At 73.1% G+C, this 18,935-nt stretch carries 14 protein-coding genes; 7 read left to right on the forward strand and 7 right to left on the reverse strand.

Annotation, left to right across the window (positions count from 1 at the left end; genetic code table 11):
• Positions 1-79 precede the first annotated feature (79 nt).
• Positions 80-1,828 carry a SulP family inorganic anion transporter gene (locus K1J60_RS09645; RefSeq protein WP_220645842.1) on the forward strand — a complete coding sequence of 583 codons (1,749 nt, stop codon included), beginning with the start codon at positions 80-82 and terminating at the stop codon, positions 1,826-1,828.
• A gap of 98 nt (positions 1,829-1,926) precedes the next feature.
• Positions 1,927-2,712 (forward strand): MBL fold metallo-hydrolase, encoded by a 786-nt coding sequence (locus tag K1J60_RS09650; RefSeq protein ID WP_220645843.1) that lies wholly within the window; start codon positions 1,927-1,929, stop codon positions 2,710-2,712.
• Positions 2,713-2,770: 58 nt separating this feature from the next.
• Here K1J60_RS09650 and K1J60_RS09655 read toward each other — a convergent pair whose 3' ends face one another.
• The 4 genes from K1J60_RS09655 to K1J60_RS09670 all read right to left on the reverse strand — a co-directional run bounded on the left by K1J60_RS09655 (position 2,771) and on the right by K1J60_RS09670 (position 6,149).
• Entirely contained in the window at positions 2,771-3,460 is a 690-nt protein-coding gene (locus K1J60_RS09655) for an alpha/beta fold hydrolase (protein ID WP_220645844.1), read from the reverse strand.
• 79 nt (positions 3,461-3,539) lie between these two features.
• A complete protein-coding gene (locus K1J60_RS09660; RefSeq protein WP_220651387.1) occupies positions 3,540-4,451 on the reverse strand; it encodes an alpha/beta hydrolase in 912 nt (303 codons plus the stop codon).
• 144 nt (positions 4,452-4,595) lie between these two features.
• Positions 4,596-5,411 (reverse strand): VOC family protein, encoded by an 816-nt coding sequence (locus tag K1J60_RS09665; RefSeq protein WP_220645845.1) that lies wholly within the window; start codon positions 5,409-5,411, stop codon positions 4,596-4,598.
• A 72-nt stretch (positions 5,412-5,483) separates the two neighbouring features.
• Positions 5,484-6,149, reverse strand: a complete 666-nt coding sequence (locus K1J60_RS09670) for an SDR family NAD(P)-dependent oxidoreductase (RefSeq protein WP_220645846.1) — start codon at positions 6,147-6,149, stop codon at positions 5,484-5,486.
• Positions 6,150-6,303: 154 nt separating this feature from the next.
• Here K1J60_RS09670 and K1J60_RS09675 point away from each other — a divergent pair, with 154 nt between their 5' ends.
• Positions 6,304-7,215: a PaaX family transcriptional regulator gene (locus tag K1J60_RS09675; RefSeq protein ID WP_398683164.1), complete on the forward strand. Its 912-nt coding sequence runs from the start codon at positions 6,304-6,306 to the stop codon at positions 7,213-7,215.
• Positions 7,216-7,274: 59 nt separating this feature from the next.
• Here K1J60_RS09675 and K1J60_RS09680 read toward each other — a convergent pair whose 3' ends face one another.
• Positions 7,275-7,973 carry a TetR/AcrR family transcriptional regulator gene (locus tag K1J60_RS09680; RefSeq protein ID WP_317619704.1) on the reverse strand — a complete coding sequence of 233 codons (699 nt, stop codon included), beginning with the start codon at positions 7,971-7,973 and terminating at the stop codon, positions 7,275-7,277.
• Positions 7,974-8,203: 230 nt separating this feature from the next.
• Between K1J60_RS09680 and K1J60_RS09685 the strand changes: the two genes are divergently transcribed.
• On the forward strand, positions 8,204-9,715 hold the full coding sequence (locus K1J60_RS09685; RefSeq protein ID WP_220645848.1) for an MFS transporter: 1,512 nt from the start codon (positions 8,204-8,206) through the stop codon (positions 9,713-9,715).
• A 150-nt stretch (positions 9,716-9,865) separates the two neighbouring features.
• On the opposite strand, the gene K1J60_RS09690 is transcribed toward K1J60_RS09685, so the two are convergent.
• Positions 9,866-12,271, reverse strand: a complete 2,406-nt coding sequence (locus tag K1J60_RS09690) for a SpoIIE family protein phosphatase (RefSeq protein WP_220645849.1) — start codon at positions 12,269-12,271, stop codon at positions 9,866-9,868.
• Positions 12,272-12,473: 202 nt separating this feature from the next.
• On the opposite strand from K1J60_RS09690, the gene K1J60_RS09695 reads away from it, so the two are divergent.
• Positions 12,474-14,129, forward strand: coding sequence for a serine/threonine-protein kinase (locus K1J60_RS09695; protein ID WP_220645850.1), 1,656 nt, complete (start codon positions 12,474-12,476; stop codon positions 14,127-14,129).
• On the opposite strand, the gene K1J60_RS09700 is transcribed toward K1J60_RS09695, so the two are convergent.
• The gene (locus tag K1J60_RS09700) at positions 14,116-15,606 is read right to left on the reverse strand and encodes a hypothetical protein (RefSeq protein WP_220645851.1); all 1,491 of its coding nucleotides are present in this window, start codon (positions 15,604-15,606) and stop codon (positions 14,116-14,118) included. The genes K1J60_RS09695 and K1J60_RS09700 overlap by 14 nt on opposite strands.
• A 250-nt stretch (positions 15,607-15,856) precedes the next feature.
• Between K1J60_RS09700 and K1J60_RS09705 the strand changes: the two genes are divergently transcribed.
• Both K1J60_RS09705 and K1J60_RS09710 read left to right on the forward strand, forming a co-directional pair.
• Positions 15,857-17,611: an acyltransferase gene (locus K1J60_RS09705; RefSeq protein WP_220645852.1), complete on the forward strand. Its 1,755-nt coding sequence runs from the start codon at positions 15,857-15,859 to the stop codon at positions 17,609-17,611.
• Between the two features lie 342 nt (positions 17,612-17,953).
• Positions 17,954-18,919, forward strand: a complete 966-nt coding sequence (locus tag K1J60_RS09710) for an alpha/beta fold hydrolase (protein ID WP_220645853.1) — start codon at positions 17,954-17,956, stop codon at positions 18,917-18,919.
• The last annotated feature ends 16 nt before the right edge of the window (positions 18,920-18,935 follow it).

Consider the following 18,935-nt stretch of genomic DNA (forward strand, 5'->3'; position numbering starts at 1 on the left):
GCGACATTTCACCGTCCGCGCCGGGGTCCCGCCGTTCCCGTGCCACGCTGTGCGCTGTGCCGGGACGGAAGGACGGTCTGTGACAACCCAGCGCAAGAGTCGAGGGCTTCTCTCCCGGGTGCGGGCGGTTCCCGGGGTCCGTGCGGTGTCGTCCTACCGGCGCGAGTGGCTGGTCAAGGACCTGGTCGCGGGGGTCGTCCTGACGACGCTGCTGGTGCCGCAGGGCATGGCGTACGCCGAGCTGGCGGGCCTGCCGCCCATCACCGGTCTCTACACGACGGTGCTCTGCCTGCTCGGGTACGCGGTGTGCGGGCCGTCCCGGATCCTGGTGCTGGGCCCGGACTCCTCGCTCGGGCCGATGATCGCCGCCACCGTGCTGCCCCTGGTGGCGGCGGACGGGGACCCCGACCGGGCCGTCGCGCTGGCGTCGATGCTGGCGCTGATGGTGGCGGCCGTCATGATCCTGGCGTCGGTGGCCAAGCTCGGTTTCATCGCCGACCTGATCTCCAAACCGACGATGATCGGCTACATGAACGGCCTGGCCCTGACCATCCTGATCGGTCAGCTGCCCAAGCTGCTCGGCTTCAAGGTCGAGGCGGACCATCTGATCGGCGAGTGCGTCGGGTTCGTCCGGGAACTCGCCGACGGGGCGGCGGTGCCGGCCGCCGCCGCGGTCGGCTGCGGCGGGATCGTCGTGATCCTTGTCCTGCAGCGCTTCCTGCCGAAGGTCCCCGCGGTGCTCGTGATGGTGGTCCTGGCGATCGCCGCTGCCACGGCCTTCGACCTCGGCGCACACGGTGTCAGCCTGGTCGGCGAACTGCCCGACGGTTTCCCGCCGTTCACGATCCCCGACATCCGGCTCTCCGACCTCGCCCCGCTGGTCGGCGGGGCCCTGGGCATCGCCCTGGTGTCCCTGGCCGACACCATCTCCAACGCGTCGGCCTTCGCGGCCCGTACGGGGCAGGAGGTCCGCGGCAACCAGGAGATGACCGGGGTCGGGGTGGCGAATCTGGCGGCCGGTCTCTTCCAGGGCTTCCCGGTCAGCACGAGCGGGTCCCGGACGGCCGTGGCGGAGCGCGCGGGGGCCAGGAGTCAGCTCACCGGGGTCGTCGGAGCGGCACTGATTGTCCTCATGCTGGTGCTGGTTCCGGGTCTGTTCCGTGATCTGCCCCAGCCGGCCCTGGCAGCCGTGGTCATCACCGCGTCGCTCTCCCTGGCGGACATTCCGGGGGCGGTACGGCTGTGGCGGCAGCGCCGGGCGGAGTTCCTGCTCTGCCTCGCGGCCTTCCTGGGCGTGGCCCTGCTGGGCGTACTGCCCGGCATCGCCGTCGCCGTGGGGCTGTCCGTCCTCAATGTCTTCCGGCGCGCCTGGTGGCCCTACAACACCGTGCTGGGGCGGGTGCGGGACCTGGAGGGCTACCACGACGTCCGCTCCTACCCCCGGGCCGGTCAGTTGCCGGGCCTGGTGATCTACCGGTTCGACGCACCGCTCTTCTTCGCCAACGCCAAGACCTTCCGCGACGAGGTCAGGCGCCTGGCCTCGGCCGAGCCGCGGCCGAGCTGGATCCTGATCGCGGCGGAGCCGATGACCGACGTCGACACCACCGCCGCCGACGTGCTGGAGGAGCTCGACGAGGACCTCAACGCCCGGCATGTGCATCTGGTGTTCGCCGAGCTCAAGGACCCGGTACGACGCAAGATCGAGCGGTACGGCCTCACCCGCACCCTCGACCCCCGGCACTTCTTCCCCACGGTGGAGTCCGCCGTCGCCGCGTACCGCCTGCGCACCGGAGCGGAATGGGGCCCACCGCCGACCGAGGAACGATGACGCCGGCACCACTGGCCACGAGGTCGGGGCACCGACCCGTACGCTGTCCGCCGTTTCCTCTCCCTTTCCCTCCTCGACTCCCCGAAGGCGGTACTGCCGTGAAGGTGCACCACCTCAACTGCGGGACCATGCTGCCGCTCACCGGCGCGCTGGTCTGCCACGTCCTGCTCGTCGAGACGCCGGGCGGACTGGTGCTGGTGGACTCCGGGTTCGGGCTGCGCGACATCGCCGAGCCCGGACGCCGGCTGGGTACCTCCCGGCATCTGGTCAGGCCCGTGCTCCGGGCCGAGGAGACGGCCGCGCGGCAGGTCGAGGCCCTCGGGTTCCGGCGGGACGACGTGCGGCACATCGTCGTCACCCATTTCGACTTCGACCACATCGGCGGCCTGTCCGACTTTCCCGACGCCCAGGTCCACACGACCGCGGCCGAGGCCCTGGGTGCCATCGTCTCCCCGTCCCGGCGGGAACGGTCCCGGTACCGGTCGGCGCAGTGGGCCCACGGGCCGAAGCTCGTCGAGCACACTCCGGACGGCGAGGCGTGGCGCGGATTCGCCGCCGCCAAGGAACTCGACGCCGTCGCCCCGGGAATCGTCCTCGTGTCCCTGCCGGGGCACACCCGCGGTCACGCCTGCGTCGCGGTCGACACCGGAAGCGGCTGGATCCTGCACGCCGGTGACGCCTTCTTCCACCGCGGAACGATCGACGGGCGCTCCCCCGTCCCCGGCGCCCTGCGCGCCGTGGAGAACCTGCTGGCGCACGACCTGAAGCAGGTGCGCGCCAACCACGCCCGCCTCGCCGAGCTGCACCGCCGGGCCGACGCCGATCTCACGGTCGTCAACGCGCACGACCCCGTCCTGTACGAGCGCGTCCGCACCGCGCCGTAGCCACGCCACCGCGCGCGCCGCCCCGGTGGCGAACGTCGAGAGGGCGGGCGTGCGGGCGTCAGGTCCAGCCGTCGAGGGACTTCATGAAGCCGTCGAAGTCGTCCCGGTGGATGGTGTGGCCCGCCCCGGGGACCGTACGGACCGTGAAGCCGTCGGCCCCGAGGCGGTCGGCGGCCTCGGGTCCGATCAGGAAGCTGGGGTCGGCGAGTTGGAGGAGGGAGGGGACGACGGGGCGGTCGGGGAGGAAGCCGGTGAGCGGGCGTCCACCGAGGAAGTGCGCGGAGCCGGCGTCCCAGGCGGCCAGTGTGGCCATCTCGATGTCGACGTCCTCGGGGTCCCAGCGTGGGTTGAGCGCGGCCGTCCGGGCGCGGGTGGCGTGTTTGAAGGCGGCGAACACCTCGGGGCCGACCTCGGGGCCGGCCGACGCCCAGGCCGGGTCCGAGTAGACCGCCCGCCGGGGCCGCAGCCGTTCGACGGCGAGGGAGAGGGCGAGCCCGCCCAGGGAGTGCCCCAGCGCCAGGTCGGCCTGGCGGGGCAGGGTGTCGACGAGGTCGTCGGCGAAGAGCCGCGGGCTGTAGGCGCCGCGCGGTGAGAGCCCGTGGCCGCGCAGGTCCACGGCGATCACCCGGTAGCCGCGGTCCGCGAGCGCCGGGGCGACCCGGCGCCAGGTGCGGGAGTCGGACATGATGCCGTGGACGAGCAGGGCGGTCCGGTCACCGGCGCCCCATTCACGGGTGTGCAGCCGCACGTGGTGCCTTTCGTCGGCGGGACGGCCGGTGGATCCGAGGCCTCGGGCGGGCAGTGTCCCCCCGACGGGGCGCGCGCCGTCAAGCCACGTCGGGGACGGCGGCGTCGAGGGCGGTGCGCAGGGAGGTGGCCATCAGGTCTATCGCCTCCTTGCCGGCCGGCACCGGGCCGGTGTGGGTGAAGTAGTGGTCGACGCCCTCGAAGACGCGGTGGGTGACCGGGACTCCGGCGGCCGCCAAGGCCTTGGCGTAGGCGTCGCCCTCGTCGCGCAGGCGGTCGTTCTCGGCGGTGATGACGAGGGCGGGCGGCAGTCCGGCGAGGTCGTCGGCGAGTCCGGGTGAGACCAGGGGGTCGGCGAGGTCGGCCGGATCCGGGACGTAGGCGGCGGTGAAGATCCGCATGATCTGAGGGCTGAGCAGCGGCTTGGCGAGGGGGGACCGCTTGGTGGCCGGATCGGCGACCTGGTCGAGCGGCGCGGAGTCGATGATCTGGAGGCGCGGTGTGAAGGTGCCCCGGGCACGGGCCGTCCGGCAGACCCCGGCGGTCAGGTTGGCCCCCGCGCTGTGTCCGCCGACGGCGACCCGTGAGCCGTCCCAGTCATGGGCCTCGCCGTTCTCCACGACCCACGCGACGACGTCGTAGGCCTGGGTGACGGCGGTGGGGAAGACGCGCTGCGGGGCGACGGAGTAGTCCACGTTGACGACGACACAGCCGGCCGTGGCGGCGATGTAGCGGCAGATGTGGTCGTCCTGTTCGGGGCGGGCCACGACGAAGCCGCCACCGTGGAAGTTGACGTAGACGGGAGCGGGGGTGGGGGTGGTGGTCGGCGGGCGGTAGACGGTGCAGTCGACCGGGCCGGCGCCGGTGTCCACCCGGAGGGTTTCCGTCCGCGCCGGGATGTCGGTGAAGCGCAGGTCCTGGTGGACTCGGCTGATGACGCGGCCGAGCAACAGCTGAACCCCTCTGGCCTTGATTCTGGCACCGAACGACATGATCGCACCCACCCATCGCTGCAACATTGAATTAACAGGATTCCTGTTGATGGGATGATGGACGCTGATCCTGTTTTCCGCAACGGTGAGCACGCCACCGTCGCTGGAACGGTGGCGTGGAGGGCGCGAGAGGGGCGCGGAGGGTCAGCTCTCGGCGGCGAGGAGGACGAAGTCCGCGCCCGACGGGTCGAGGCAGACGGCCAGCCGGCCGACGCCCGGCATGTCCTCGGGGCCCATCTGCACGCTGCCGCCGTTCCCGGTGACCGCCGCGGCGGCCGTGTCGCAGTCGGTGACGGCGAAGACGGGATGCCAGTACGGCCGTCCGCCGGTCAGGGTGAGGTCCTCCGCGCGGAGCTGCATGAGGCCGCCCTGCATCCGCTCCTCGGGGAGCCCGGCGGGCGTGATGAGCGTGTACGCGCCCCCGTCGCCCGGCAGCGGCATGTCGCCGAACTGCCAGCCGAGGACGCCGCCGTAGAACTCCCGGGCGGCCGAGGCGTCGGTGGTGTACAGCTCGGTCCAGGACAGCGAGCCCGGCTCGTCCGCGAGCTCGAAGCCCGCGTTCGTACCCGGCTGCCAGACGGCGAACTGGCCGCCGAGCGGGTCGCTGTACTGCGCCATCCGCCCCCATTCGCCGAGGTCCCTCGGTGGCACCCGCACCGTGCCGCCGGTGCCCTCCACGGCCCGCGTCGTGGCGTCCGCGTCGGTGACGGTGTAGTAGATCATCCAGGCCGGACGCGCGCCCTGCTCGGTGAGTTCGCCGAGCCCGCCGACGACCTTTCCGTCCTTGCGGAACATGCCGCCCGAGCCCTCCGCCTCCTCCCCCTCGCCCTCGCCCTCGCCACCCATGGGCTCGTACTCCCAGCCCAGCACCGCCCGGTAGAAGGCCGCCGCGGCCGGGAGGTCGCGGACGCCGAGGTCCAGCCAGCAGGGGGAGCCGGGCGTCAGGTCTGTGGTGATCACGGGATTCCCCTTCGCGTTCTCGGTTCCGTGCCTTCAGCCTGACACCGCCCCCGGGCACTCGCGCGCCGACCGTCAGGCGTCGAGGTCGTCGGCGAAGTGCCGGAAGCCGTGGCGGTCGCGGTGGAGGCCCCAGAGGGTGTCGGCGAGGACGACCGGGTCCTTGCGAGGATGCCCGGGGACGATCGCACCGGGCACCACGAGCTGCGCGACGTGGATGTCCTCTGCCCCGAGGGTGTCGTGCAGCAGGTGGCCGTACGCGCTCTCGGCGGCGAACGCGACGGACGTCCCGGCCCGGTCGGGGTGAGGGACCACGGCCGTACCGCCGTTGACGAACAGGATCGTGCCGCGGCCGAGGGCGCGCATACCGGGCAGCACGTGCCGTACGGCGGCGACCGCGCCGTAGACGGAGAACTCGATCGGGCCGACCAGGTCGGTGTGGCTCGTCTCCAGCACCGGCAGCATGAAGTCCCGGTGCGGCGACGGGCTGTACTGGAGGACCTCGATCGGGCCCAGCGCCGAGCGTGCCGCGTCGAGCGCGGCGGTCAGGGCCTCCGGGTCGCGCACGTCGGCGGCGAACCCCCGCGCGGTGACACCCCGGTCGGCCAGGTCGGCGGCGAGCGCCTCGGTGCGCTCCGGGTCGCGGGCGACGAGCGCCACGGCGAACCCCTCACGGCCGAAGCGCCGGGCGACGGCCACGCCGAGACCCGGCCCGGCTCCGATGACGGCGATGGTGGTCATGACTCGCGTGCCTCCCTGACGGAACGTGTTCGACGGTCCCCACTGTCCCGGACCCGTCGACGTTGTGTGCTTTCTTGACGACGATTCGAGAGACACCCGAATTCACGGTGACCTCCCCGACGGAGTGTCGGCGGGCGGCCGTACGCTTGCCCCCGTGGAGGACCACGACATCCTGGACACCCCGGACGGCGACACCTTGGACAGCGCCCCGGACAGCGACGCCTCGGACGGCCCACAGCCGCGCCCGCAGTCGCTCATGCTCGCCTTCTTCGGCAACCACGTGCTGGAGGAGGGGGACGGTGACGTGTGCGTGTACTCGGGCAGCATCATCGACGTGCTCGGCCGGGTCGGCGTCGGCGAACAGGCCGTGCGTTCCACCCTGACGCGGATGGTCAACCGCGGTCTGCTGCGGCGCCGACGCGAGGGCCGCAAGATGTACTTCGGCCTCACCCCGCAGGCGTCGCGCGTTCTGTGGGACGGCCGCACCCGCATCTGGAAACAGGGCGCGGTCAACGACGACTGGGACGGCACCTGGACCCTCCTCGGCTTCTCCCTGCCCGACTCGTGGAAACGCCAGCGGCACGACCTGCGTTCACGGCTGACCTGGTCCGGGTTCGGCGCCCTGTACAGCGGGCTCTGGATCGCCCCGGGGAACGTCGACATCGCCGCGGCCGTCGCCGAACTGGGCCTCACCGACCACGTCAAGATCTTCCACGCCCGGGCGGACGTGGCCACCGACATCGAGCTGATGATCCGCGACACCTGGGACCTGGACGGCATCGCCGCCCGCTACGTCACCTTCGACAAACGCTGGACGGCCGTCCTGGGCTCAGGGGTCGGCGCAGGGGTCGGCGCGGGTGACGATCCGATCGGCACCCGGTTGCGGCTGGTCAGTGAGTGGCTGTGGACCATCCGCACCGACCCCCGGCTCCCCGCCCGTCACCTTCCTGCCGAGTGGCCCGCCCGCCCGGCCGAAGAGACCTTCCGCCGCCTCGCCGAGCTGACCGCCGCCCCGGCGCGGCGCATGGCCGGCGAGCTGCTCGACACGGTGCCGCCGCACCGCTGACCGACCGGCCCACCGCCGGACGCCCCCGGCCGACGGCGGCCGACGGCGGCCGACGGCTGCTACGAGGTGGAGCCGCGGGTCCCGGCCCCCGCGGAGTGAGACGCCTTCCCACCCGTCCCGAGCACCCCGTCGAGCACGAGCGACGCCAACGACTCCGCCGTGGCGGCGATCCGCTCGGGAGAGGAGGCGCCGGAGCGGCCGAGGCGGCGGGCGAGAGGGACGTCGAGCATGCCGGAGACGGTCGGGACGACGGCGAAGAAGAGCACGTCCATCGGGACGGGGGCCATACGTCCGGCGGCGACGAGCCGATCGACGCTGGACGCCATGTTGCCCACGACGACGCCGATGTAGTTGTCGTAGAGGTAGGTCAGACGCTCGGTGTCCTGGTGGAGTTCGTCGACGAAGAGCCGGCCGACCAGGGGGGTGTCGGCGGCGGTCCGGTAGAAGGCGGTGACGAGCCGCCGCAGGTTCTCCTCGTCGTCGAGCGAGGGGTCGGGCTCGGGCATACGGGCCATCTGCGCCCCCAGGGCGGAGTCCACCACCGCGCGCCAGAACGCGGCCTTGGAGCCGTAGCGGTCGTTGATGAAGTTGTGGCTGACGCCCAGACGGCGGGCCAGTTCACGGGCGGACGCCCGGTCGTAGCCCAACTCGGCGAAGGCCTCCAGCCCGCGCTGGAGGATGCTCTCCTCCTCCGGCAGGGCGGGAGTGTCCGCGCCGGGACGTCCCGGCCGACGGGCGGATTCGGCTCTTGCTCCCACGCTTGCCTCCATCGCTCGGGCGCCCTGCCCGTATGCCGTGCGGGCGGTCCGCGCCCATTTTAGGGACCCGTGGAGGCGTTCCAGAGATCCACGGCACGCCAGGTGACGCCCATCGGACTGATTATTTGACACCTGTCAGATTACAGCTAATCTGACAGGTGTCAGAGCGTGCTGCCCGAACTTCGCTCGCCTTCGCTTCCCCAAGCCCCCTCCTCCTCTGGAGTTCCCTCATGCCTCGAACCGTCTCCGGCACACCGACCGGCACGGCCAGCCCCTCGCCCCCGGCGACCGTCGGCCCACCGCACCGTCACCGCTGGTGGATCCTCGCCGTCATCGGCCTGGCCCAGCTGATGGTGGTGCTGGACGCCACGATCGTGAACATCGCGCTGCCGTCCGCCCAGCAGGACCTGGGCTTCTCGGACGGCGACCGCCAGTGGATCGTCACCGCCTACGCCCTCGCCTTCGGCAGCCTGCTGCTGCTCGGCGGCCGCGCGGCCGACCTCTTCGGTCGCAAGCTGACCTTCCTGGTGGGGCTGGTGGGCTTCGCCGGTGCCTCCGCCGTCGGCGGCGCGGCCGGCAGCTTCGAGATGCTCGTCGCCTCCCGGGCGGGCCAGGGCGTCTTCGGGGCGCTGCTCGCTCCGGCCGCCCTGTCGCTGCTGACCACGACGTTCACCGACCCCAGGGAGCGCGGCAAGGCCTTCGGCGTCTACGGGGCGATCGCGGGCGCCGGCGGTGCCGTCGGCCTGTTGCTCGGCGGCGTCCTGACCGAGCACCTCGACTGGCGCTGGACCCTGTACGTCAACCTCTTCTTCGCCGCCGCGGCCTTCGTCGGCGGGGTGATCCTGCTCGGCCGCGGCAGCCGCGACAAGGCCGCCAGGATCGACGTACCGGGCGCGGTCCTGGTCTCGGCCGGACTGTTCTGCCTGGTCTACGGCTTCTCCAACGCCGAGAGCCACGACTGGGGCTCACCGGCCACCTGGGGCTTCCTCCTCGCCGGGGCGGTTCTGCTCGCCGCGTTCACGGTGTGGCAGACCCGCTCGCCGCATCCGCTGCTGCCCCTGCGCGTCCTGCTCGACCGGAACCGGGGCGCGTCGTTCGTCTCCGTGCTGATCATCGGCGCGGGCATGTTCGGTGTCTTCCTCTTCCTCACCTACTACCTGCAGCAGAGCCTCGGCTACACGCCCATCGAGACCGGCCTGGCCTTCCTGCCCATGATCGCCGGACTGATGCTGACCTCGACGCTCGCGTCCACGGTGCTCGTCCCGCGCCTCGGCCCCAAACCGGTGGTCCCGCTGGGCATGGGCATGGCCGCCGCCGCGATGGCCTGGCTGACCACCCTCGACCTGACCAGCTCCTACACCACCGACATCCTGCCGCCGCTGGTCCTCGCCGGACTCGGCTTCGGGCTGATCATGGCCCCCGCGATGAGTCTGGCCACCGAAGGGGTCGCCACCGAGGACGCCGGCGTCGCCTCCGCCGCCGTCAACACCATGCAGCAGGTCGGCGGCTCCCTCGGCACCGCCCTGCTCAACACGCTCTCCACCAGCGCCGCCGCGGACTATCTGGACGGCCGGAACCCCAAGGACCCCGCCGTCGTCGCCCAGGCGGGACTGGAGGCCTACTCGACCGCGTACTGGTGGTCCGCCGTCTTCTTCGTGGCCGGTGTGGTCGTCAGCTTCCTGCTCTACCGGCGCGGCGCCCCCGTCCACGACCCCGTCGCCGCCCCCGTGGTCCACATGTGAGGCGACAGCTCCCGAAGCCGGGTCGGGGCGACCTCCCCCGCGCTCCGACCGCCGCGAAGCGGCCCGCCGGTCTTCCGACGGGCCGCTTCGGATCCCCCCGGGGCGGACGGGCCGTCCGAGGCCTCCGGCCCCAGCACACCTAGGGCCGGCCTAGAGAGCGGCCGGCTCGGGGAAGGTGAGCTCGGCGGAGTCGCTCAGTTCGGCCCAGACCGTCTTGCCCTGGCGGGCGCGGCGGGTGCCCCAGTGCTCGGCGAGCTGGGCGACCAGGAGGAGGCCCCGGCCGCCCTCGTCGTAGCTCCGGGCGCGGCGCAGATGCGGCGTGGTGCCCCCGGAGTCGGAGACCTCGCAGATGAGGGTGCGGTCGCGGATGAGCCGCAGCCGGACGGGGGGCCGGCCGTAGCGGATGGCGTTGGTGACGAGTTCGCTGACCACCAGCTCGGCGGTGAACTCCAGCTCCCCCAGGCCCCAGTCCTCCAGCTGCCGGGTGACGTGCGCCCTGACCCGCCCGACGGCGGCGGGTTCGGCCTCCAGGTCCCAGGTGGCGACCTGTCCCGCACCGAGGGCGTGGGTCCGGGCCAGCAGCAGGGCGACGTCGTCGGGGGGCCTGGCCGGAAGCAACGCTTCGAGTACGGCGTCGCAGGTGGCCTCCAAGGAGGGGGCCGGCCGGGCGAGGGCGCCGCGGAGCCGAGCCAGGCCCGCGCCGATGTCGTGGTCCCGTGCCTCGATCAGACCGTCGGTGTAGAGCGCGAGCAGACTGCCCTCGGGCAGTTCGAACTCCGCCGCCTCGAACGGGAGCCCGCCCAGGCCGAGCGGCGGGCCCGGCGGCAGCTCCAGGATCTCGACGGTGCCGTCCCGGCCGACCACGGCGGGCAGCACATGCCCCGCACGAGCGAGGGTGCAGCGGCGCGACACGGGGTCGTACACGGCGTAGAGGCAGGTGGCCCCGATGTCCCCGTCTCCTTCGACGGCGTCGGCCGCGCCGGCCCCGGCGACCGCGGCGGTCCCGGGCTCCTGGTCCGCGCCGTTCTCCTCCACCTCGGCGGCGAGGCGGAGCACGACGTCGTCCAGGTGGGTGAGGAGTTCGTCGGGCGGCAGATCGATGTCGGCCAGGGTGCGCACGGCGGTCCTCAGGCGCCCCATGGTGGCGGCGGCGTGGATGCCGTGCCCCACGACGTCCCCCACCACGAGGGCGACCCTGGCCCCGGAGAGGGGGATGACGTCGTACCAGTCACCGCCCACGCCGCCCTGGGCGTCGGCGGGGAGGTAGCGCAGGGCGACGTCGACGGCGGACTGCCTCGGCGCGCTGCGCGGGAGCAGGCTGCGTTGCAGGGTGAGGGCGGTGGCGCGGGCGTGTGTGTAGCGACGGGCGTTGTCGACGGCGATCGCCGCCCTCGCCGCGATCTCCTGCGCGAGCAGCAGATCCTCGTCGTCGAACGCGTCGGGATTGCGGTCCCGGCAGAACTGCGCGACACCGAGCGTGGTCCCCCGCGCCCGCAACGGCACGACCAGCGTGGAGTGCACCGGGCGCCGAGCGCCGGAGCTGCCGTCCACGGCCGCGGGCCGGCCCCCGCAGCCGCCCTCGCCGCCCGCACCCCCGCCCACGGCACCCGCGCGATCGTCGTCGCCGGGCCGCCTGCCGTTCCCGGCGCCCGCGCCGCCCTTCCCCTCCGCCCGGGCCCCGGTTTCGCCCCAGCCTCCTTCCCCGGCGCACCCCCCGCCCGCGGGCTCGGCGGCCTCGTACGGCCCCCCGTGGCCGCCGTCGACGCGGTGCCTGGTCGGCTGGCCCGTGGCCAGGGCGCGGGACGGCGGGGAGCCGGGCGCGAAGGTGTGGGGCGGTCGAGGGGTGGGCGTGGCCGCCGGGCCCGGGTGGGCGACCGAGCGCTGGGCGACCCGGTGGAGCAGGGGTGACGCGGGCGGGCCGTCCGGCGGAGTGCCGTGGGCGTCGAGCGCGGAGTCGAGCAGGTCGACGGTCACGAGATCGGCGAAGTGCTCGGTGGCGAAGTCGGCCAGTTCCTGCGTGGTGCGGGCGATGTCCAGCGTGGTGCCGATGCGGACGCTCGACTCGTTCACCATGGACAGCCGCCAGCGCAGTCGCCGGTCCCGCTCCTCCTCGTAGGCCACGACGCCCTGCTCGGAGGTCCGGTCCAGGTATCCGGCCGCCGACGCGATCAGGCTGCGCGCGGCCTCGCTGATCAGGGCGGCGTCGTCGGTGCACCGGGGCATCTCCGCCAGCAGGTGGTCGAGGATGATGCCCTGGCCGAGCCGGAAGGCCCGCAGCACCGTGCTCACGGGGACCCCGTGCCGGGCGACCCGGCGTACCCGCTCCAGGCCGGCGGACGGTGCCTCGATGCCACCCGGTTCGACGCCGTGCAGCAGCGCGGACAGTCCCGCGACGACGTGCTCGGCGACGTTGTCCACGGTCATGGCGTCGGGGTGCGCCCATAGTTCGGGCATCTCGCGGCGCAGGCATCGCTCCACATCGGCGGTCAGCTCGTCCGCTCTGGGGACGAGCTCACGCGCGACACGGGCCACGAGACCGTCAGCCGTGGAGTCCACAGTCACGACGGTACGCCGAACAACCGCTTACGCCCCACCGCGAGCCCGCCCCGCCCGGTCCACCCGCCGGGGCCGCCGGAGCCGCCGGTCCGCCCCGAGCCGTGCGCCCCCCGTCCCGGGGCGGTCCTCCTCGCTGCTCGTCGCCTCGCCCCGGTTATGGTGACGAGGCGAATCGAACGTACGCAGGGCTGGCGGAGGGCACGTGGTGTCGGACGTAGGGCGGCTCGTCGCCGGGCGCTACCGGCTCACGGAGCAGATAGGCCGCGGCGGCATGGGCACGGTGTGGCGGGCCGGGGACGAGGTCCTCGACCGCCAGGTCGCGGTGAAGCGCCTGCATGTGCAGCCGCATCTGTCGCCCGACGACCTCGTCACCCTGTACGAGCGCACGCGCCGCGAGGCGCGCAGCGCGGCCAGGATCGCGCACCCGAACGTGATCGTCGTCCATGACGTCGTGGACGACCGTCTGGACACCCCCACCGGGGGTCCCGTCGGCGGTGTCGGGGGCGGCGCCGAGGGCGGTTCCGGTGACGGCCGGCCCTGCATCGTCATGGAGTACGTCCCGGCGCCCACCCTCGGCGACCTCCTCACCGACGGCCGGACCCTCCCGCCCGGGGAGGCGGCCCGTGTCGGTCTGGGCATGGTCGCCGCGCTGCGCGCCGCGCACGCCGCCGGCGTACTGCACCGCGACGTCAAACCCGGCAACGTCCTGCTCGGCGCCGAGGGGCGGGTCGTTCTCACCGACTTCGGCATCGCGATGACGGCGGACGCCTCGACGCTCACCAAGACCGGTGAGATGGTCGGCTCCATCCACTACATGGCCCCGGAGCGGGTCCGCGGCCACAAGCCCGGTCCGGCGTCGGACCTGTGGGCCCTTGGAGCCACGCTCTACCAGGCGGTCGAGGGCCGGCCGCCGTTCCGCCGTCTCACCGCGATGGAGGCCGCGTACGCCATCGCCGTGGACCCCCTGGAACCCCTGAAGCGGGGCGGCGCCCTGGAGCCCCTCATCGAGGCCCTCCTCGCCAAGGACCCCGCCGACCGGCCCACCGCCGAGGAGACGGAACGGGCACTCCGCGCCGTGGTGTCCGGCCAGGCGACCATGGCCCTGCCGATGCCGACGCCTGTGCCGACGCCTTCGCCTTCACCTTCACCGGGGGCGGGAGGCCCGGCCGAGGGAGGCACGTCCACCGGCGGCTCCCCCATCGGAGGCTCGCCCACCGGAGGCTCGCGCAGGGTCCGGAGGAAGCGCCGGCTCCTCGTCCCGGTCGCCGTCGCCGTGACCGTGGCCGCGACGGTCGTCGGCGCCGCGCTCTCCCTGCCCTCGGCTCTCTTCGGGGAATCCCCCTCCCCGAGCGAGGGCGGCTCCGCCACCCCTTCCCACTCCCCCTCCCCCTCGCCCGTACCCGAAGGCTTCCGTCTGGTCACGGACGGGACCCTGGGGATCTCCTTCCCCGTCCCGGACGGCTGGCAGGCCGGCAAGCGGACGTCCGAGTCGGTCACCTACACCGACGAGACGAAACTCGTCGGACTCACCATCGGCGTCGTGGACCCCGCCGGCTCGCACCCCATGGCCCACTTCGAGGACATCGAGGCGAACACCAAGATCAACTACCCGGGCTCGTACCGGCGGCTGCGGATGCAGCAGACCACCTTCCGCGGGGAGCCGGCGGCCGTCTGGGAGTTCACCTTCCAGGGCCGGGCCCGAGCCTTCCGCGCCATCGACCTCGGGTACGGCCGCGAGGGTGAACGGGAGTACGACATCTACCTCTCGGCCCCGGACGCCGACTGGGACACCTACCGCCCGGTCTTCGACAAGGTCACGGACGGCTTCGCCACGGGCGTCCTCCCTACGGCCCCGTGAGCACCCGGTCCCCCGTCGGCGCCACGTGCAGCCGGAACCCCGCGACCCGGTGCGCCGACCACTCCCGCGCGAACTCGGGCGGCCCGCCGCCCGGTGCGACGAGTGCCGCCACGGGCATACGGTCCGCGGTGCGCAGGATGCCGTCCCGGGTGATGTTGGCGTTGTTGCCGCTGGTGTGGGCGGACGAGCAGCCCGCGTAGTAGGCGATGGGGATGGCGTAGTCGCCGGTCAGCAGACAGGGCGGACGCACACCCAGGCGCCGCAGTTCCGTGGCGACACGGTCCCAGTCGCGATGGAACGCGGTGGTCCGCGTGACGGTGCGCTCCAGCACCGCGTACTGCACCGCCAGATGGCCGACGAGCCCGAGCGCCACCACGGCCGCCACGACCGGCCGTCGCGCCCCGCCCGGCCCCCTGACGAGATCCAGCAGCGCGTCGGCGACCGGGATCGCCAGCAGGGCGTACGCGGGCAGCAGGAAGCGAGGGGCGGCGTACCCGATCAGGAACAGGTAGGGGACGGCGGCCGTGGCGGCGCAGACCAGCGGCACCACGGTGGGCGTCGCCCGCCCGGCCCGGACCGCCACGGCCAGGCCGAGAGCGGCCAGCACCGGCAGGACGAACCACCAGGCGATGACCGCGGGATGCGGCAGGTCGCCGGTGCACGGCCGGCACAACGTACGCCCCACCAGGCTGCGCAGCTGGTCGTCGACGGCGATGTTCCAGCCCAGCCCGCCCTGGATCCGTGACCCGTCGGCCAGCCGCCGGGCGGGCCCGCCGAACTGGGCGTAGGCCTCCACGACCCACGCGACCACGCCGGTGGCGAGGCCGGCCCCCATCACCCCCAGGAGCCACGGTCGCCGCCACCGCCGTACGGCCACCAGCAGCGTGAACAGCGGGAGCGTCACCCACACGGTGTCGGTGGGCCGCATCCACGCCATCAGCGCCGTGGCCGCGCCCGCGCCCCACAGCGCCGCCCGGTCCCCCGGATCGTTCCGCGCCCGCAGGAAGCACCCCACACAGCCGAGCGCGCCGACGGCGACCCAGTAGTTGGGCATGGCCTGCGGCCCGTAGAAGAGGGTCACCCACAGGGACGCGAACAGTGCCCCGGCGAGTGCCGCCACACGCGCCGGGAAGAGTCCTCGCCAGGAGCGCAGGGCGAGGTACAGCCCCACGCCCGACAGCACCGCCAGGTACACCCGCAGCACCGCGGTGGAGGACGTCCAGACGACCACCGGCGCCACGAGCAGCGGCACCCCGCGCGTACGCGGCGCGCTGAAGAACGCCGCAGGCGCGTGCGGGCTGACCTGGCTGACGTACACGGTCTCGTCCCACCCGAGCCCCATCCCCGGGGGCACGAGCAGGAGTTGGGCCAGTGTGAAGGCTCCGGCGACCACGGCGACGGGGCCGGGCCCCGGTGCCACGGCCGCCGGAACGGCGACGGGCGCGACGACCGGAGCGGCATTCGAACTCATGCGCATGGACCCATCCAGGGGTGAACCGACAGACCTCTGACCCGGCAGATGCACCTACACATGCACTGACATATGCACTTAGAAATGCATTTAAAGGGACAAAAGGACGAGCCGCCCGCCGCAGTCCGGACGATCCGCGCATCGCCCCGCAGTCCTCCCTCACCCACCCGGCTCACCCACCCGGCTCAGCCAGCCCGCAGCCGCGCGCGGGCGGGCCCTCTTCCTCGCCGGGCTCAGGTCTGCCTAGCGTGCGCCCATGGATCACCGACAGCCGCCGCCCGCGCAGCCCTTCGACGACGCCGCACACCCCGAACACCAGGGCCGCCGCGACCCCTCGGTCCGCTTCGACCACTGCCCCTGGCTGTTCGAGAAGGAGGCGACGGAGGAGCAACGGGCCGCGCAGCGGGAACGGCAGCGGTCGCTCGACGGAGACAGCGAGGTGGGCGAACGCTGCTACGTGGCCGAGTCGGCGGCGGTCCTCCCCGACCTCCTGCGTCTGGGCGACGATTCGTACATCGCCGCCCACGCCTATGTCACCGGCACCCTGACCACCGGCACGGACTGCACCCTCAACCCCTTCACGGTGGTCCGCGGCACCGTCTCCCTGGGCACCGGCGTACGCGTCGGCGCCCACACCTCCCTCCTCGCCTTCAACCACTCCACGGCCCCCGACCGCCCGATCCACCGACAGCCCCAGACCAGCCGGGGCATCACCGTCGGCGACGACGTCTGGATCGGCTCCCATGTGGTGGTCGTGGACGGCGTGACCATCGGCGACCACTGTGTGATCGGCGCGGGCGCCGTGGTGACGAAGGACGTACCGGCGTGGACGGTGGCCGCGGGGAATCCGGCCCGCCGGATCCGGGACCGGCGGGAGCCGGCGGGCCGGAGGCGGGAGACCGCCGGAGCGGACCGGGAGGCGACCGGCCCTGACGTCCTGGCGGGGTTCGCCGACACCGCGCGCGCCCAGGCCGCCGACCTCCTCGCCCGCTGCTGGAACGGCGACCGGTACACGGACCGCCCCGGCGTCGCCCCCACCGTACGGGCCCACTGCGACGCCGTGGAGATCGCCGACCTGCTGCTGTCGAGCGCCCCCGCCCAACTGGACAGGGCGAAACACATCGAGCGCCTGACGTCCCTCCAGGACCCGGAGACCGGCCTGGTACCCGAACTCGGCGAGCGACCGCCCCCCATGGACGCCGACCGCTTCACCGGCGAGGGCCCGGCGCTGTACCACGTCCTGTCGGTGGGCTACGCGCTGGACCTCCTGGGCGCCGCGTTCCCCCGACCGGTGCGCGGTGTCCGCGACATGACGGCCCCTCAACTCGTCGCCCGGCTGGAGCGACTGCCGTGGCGGGACCAGGCGTGGACAGCGGGCGCGTGGATCGACTCCTGGGCCACGGCGGCCCACTGGAACCTCCGGCACCCGGACGGCGCCGGCCTCGTCCCGGGCACCCTCGAAGCCCTCTTCGGCTGGCTCCTCACCCGCGCCGACCCCTGGACCGGCATGTGGGGCAGCCCTTCCGGCGGCGCCGGCCGCCTGCAGGTGGTCAACGGCTACTACCGGCTCACCCGGGGTTCCTTCGCACAGTTCGGGGTACCCGTCCCGCATCCGGAACGGGTCGTGGACGCGGTGCTGGACCATGCCCGTGACACGCGCTACTTCGGTGCGGGCCGGGAGAACGCCTGCAACGTCCTCGACGTCGCCCATCCGTTGTGGCTGTGCGCACGGCAGTCGGGCATCGGGGGCGGAGGCGAGGGCGGCTACCGGTCGGCCGAGATCCGCGGCTGGGCCGAACAGCGACTCACCGCCGTCCTGGCACGCTGGCAGGACGGCAGGGGGTTCGGGTTCGGACCGGGTACGGCGGGACCGGGCCCTGAACCGGGGCTGCAGGGGACCGAGATGTGGTTGGCCATCGTCTGGCTGCTGGCCGATCTGCTGGGCCGCTCCGACGCCCTGGGCTATCGGCCCCGCGGTGTGCACCGGCCCGAGCCCGCCGCCGGGGCGTGAGACACACCACTTCCCGGAACCTCAGCGTCCGTACTGCTCCCTACGGGTGGTCGCGCCTACCCCCAGGTGCCGGGCATCGCGCAGGGGCGGAAACGGCCCGGGGAGCACGGTGAGGCGGCATACTCCATGACCAACTCGGGCACCACGAATTCCGCCCTCGTCCGGCGACCCGTGCCCCGGTGCACTACCTTGGGCCGTGAACAGCCGAGCGGCCCACGTTTACCCAATTCTTGCCACATAAAGCCAGAACGGCTGAGCAGCTACTAGGAGCGGGGCTTCCCATGCGTAATGCTGGGAGGTCCCGCGCTTCACTCCACAGCCGCTGGCACGGGAGGGCATCGGGTGGTTAAGACAGTGAAGACGCCGTCCGGCGGACGGACGATCGCCTACGAGACCTGGGGCGATCCGGACGCACACCCGGTGTTTCTGCTGCACGGAACTCCCGGAAGCCGACTCGGGCCCCGACTGCGCACCTTCGACCTGCACAAGCTCGGAGTGCGCCTCATCGCCTACGACCGGCCGGGGTACGGCGGTTCCGACCGTCACGAGCGTCGCAGGGTGGTCGACGCCGCCGAGGACGTCGCCGCCATCGCCGAGGACCTGGATCTCAAGAAGTACTCGGTGGTGGGCAGATCGGGCGGCGCTCCCCACGCCCTGGCCTGTGCGGCACGGAACTTCGGCAGCCAGGTGGCGAGTGTCGCCGCGTTGGTCTCGCTCGCTCCGCCGAAACCCGACAGCGAGGACGACAGCCCGGGCGACGCCGCCACCGACGGACTCGACTGGCCCGAGTGGCACAAGGACATGTCCGAGTCCAACGTGTCGACCTACGAGCTGCTGCGGCGCCACGCACCCGATGTGACCGAGCTGGGTGCGCTGCTGGCCCGCAACGCCGAGACCATCCGGCGCGACCCCACCGTGTTCCTCGCGTCCCTCCGCGGCGAGATGCCGAGCGTGGACCGGGTGATCGTCGAGGACGCCGGGATCCGCCAAGCCCTCCTCAGGAACTATCTGTCGGCGGTGGGCGAGGGCGAGGCTGTCGACCCCCGCGCGCCGATGGGCTGGGTGGACGACCTGGTCGCGTTCCAGCGGCCCTGGGGCTTCGACCTCAAGGACATCGACCGTTCCGTGCCCGTGATGCTGTGGCACGGCGAACACGACGTCTTCGCCCCCGTCGCCCATTTCCACTGGCTGGCCAAGAAGATCCCCTCGGCCACGCCCAAGCTGCAGCCCTCCGCGGCGCACTTCGCGGCGCTGCCCGCTCTGCCCCAGGTGCTGGCCTGGGCCCGGGACAAGGCCGGGCCCTCCTAGGTCCTGTCCGACGACT

Origin of the sequence: Streptomyces akebiae (genome assembly GCF_019599145.1) — a bacterium.
Classification (GTDB): Bacteria; Actinomycetota; Actinomycetes; order Streptomycetales; family Streptomycetaceae; genus Streptomyces; species Streptomyces akebiae.

Bases quoted from the DNA above. Each gene is read 5' to 3' on its own strand.
- K1J60_RS09700 (WP_220645851.1), bottom strand. From the start codon at position 15,606: ATGCGCATGAGTTCGAATGCCGCTCCGGTCGTCGCGCCCGTCGCCGTT.
- K1J60_RS09660 (WP_220651387.1), bottom strand. From the start codon at position 4,451: ATGTCGTTCGGTGCCAGAATCAAGGCCAGAGGGGTTCAGCTGTTGCTC.
- K1J60_RS09685 (WP_220645848.1), top strand. From the start codon at position 8,204: ATGCCTCGAACCGTCTCCGGCACACCGACCGGCACGGCCAGCCCCTCG.
- K1J60_RS09670 (WP_220645846.1), bottom strand. From the start codon at position 6,149: ATGACCACCATCGCCGTCATCGGAGCCGGGCCGGGTCTCGGCGTGGCC.
- K1J60_RS09705 (WP_220645852.1), top strand. From the start codon at position 15,857: ATGGATCACCGACAGCCGCCGCCCGCGCAGCCCTTCGACGACGCCGCA.